The sequence below is a fragment of the Streptomyces sp. NRRL S-118 genome, from assembly GCF_000716335.1.
Classification (GTDB): Bacteria; Actinomycetota; Actinomycetes; order Streptomycetales; family Streptomycetaceae; genus Streptomyces.
Genome location: NZ_KL591065.1, coordinates 395 through 1,587 on the forward strand (window position 1 = coordinate 395; position 1,193 = coordinate 1,587).

Consider the following 1,193-nt stretch of genomic DNA (forward strand, 5'->3'; position numbering starts at 1 on the left):
TCCAACTCCACGTATCCCGCCCCATACCGAGGTCAACGACGCCTCACCACGTAGGACACGGTCTTAAGCCTTCGTCTGTCGGTTCCGGGCCTGTCGTTCCTCCTTTGACGCGGCCGCAGTTGGCCGAGGCCAGGCGTGTGCGGGCGGCCGAGTTGTTCGAGCAGGGACGCTCGAGTGTCGAGATCGCGCGGATGCTGGGGGTCAGTGACGAGAGCGTGCGGCGGTGGAAACGGGTGTGGGAGGAGGGCGGCACTGATGCTTTGCGGCGGCGCCCGGCCACCGGTCGTCCGCCCAAGCTGGACGACGACCAGGTCGAGCAGGTGCGGACCGCGCTGGAGCAGGGTGCCCAGGCGCACGGGTTCGAGGCTGATCTGTGGACGCTGGAGCGGGTCGGTCTGGTGGTCGAGCGGGTGGCAGGGGTGTCGTTGTCGCGGGCGTCGGTGTGGCGTCTGCTGACTGGCCGGCTCGGATGGAGTCTGCAACGTCCCGAGCGGCGGGCGGTCGAGCGGGACGAGTCGGAGATCGCCCGCTGGATCGCGCACGAGTGGCCGCGCTTCAAAAAGGGGCGGTGAACACACGTGCCTGGATCGTCTTCCTCGACGAATCAGGCGTCTCGCTGCTGCCCCAGGTCCGACGCACCTACGCGCCCCGCGGCCGTACTTTGCTCCTGCGGCACCGGCTGAACTGGAAGCGCGCCTCCATGGCTGCGGCTCTCGGTTACCACGCCGCCGATCCCGGCTGCGGGCCCCGTCTGTGTTTCCACCTCAAGCCCGGCAGCTACGACACCACCGCTCTGATCGAGGTCCTGGAACAGCTCAAGGTGTTCTACCGCGGGGAGCGGGTGGTGCTGGTCTGGGACGGACTGTCCGCCCACTGGAGCCGGGCCATGCGTTCCTGGGTCGCCGAACAGGACTGGCTCACCCTCGAACGATTACCCGCGTACGCGCCTGAGCTCAACCCGGTGGAACTGCTGTGGTCGTCGCTCAAGAAACGCGAGCTCGCCAACCTCGCCGGCGACCACCTCGCCGATGTTGCCGACGCCACCGAGCAAGGCATCCACCGCATCAACCAGAAACCACAGCTGCCCTGGTCCTTCCTCACCCACACCGGTCTCACCATCCACCCACCAACCCCACAGAACTAACGAAAGATTCAGTAGACCGTGTCCTACGTGGCGAGGCGGTCGTTGGTCC

Annotated in this window: 2 protein-coding genes; both read left to right on the forward strand. The window is 67.1% G+C overall.

The genetic code is table 11. From position 1 onward, the window contains the following. The first annotated feature begins 104 nt into the window (after positions 1 to 104). Positions 105 to 572 carry an IS630 family transposase gene (locus IH00_RS0136655; protein ID WP_078888177.1) on the forward strand — a complete coding sequence of 156 codons (468 nt, stop codon included), beginning with the start codon at positions 105 to 107 and terminating at the stop codon, positions 570 to 572. Beyond that, the gene (locus tag IH00_RS0136660; protein WP_031080863.1) at positions 569 to 1,144 is read left to right on the forward strand and encodes a transposase; all 576 of its coding nucleotides are present in this window, start codon (positions 569 to 571) and stop codon (positions 1,142 to 1,144) included. Before IH00_RS0136655 ends, IH00_RS0136660 begins: the two co-directional genes overlap by 4 nt. Positions 1,145 to 1,193: the final 49 nt, after the last annotated feature.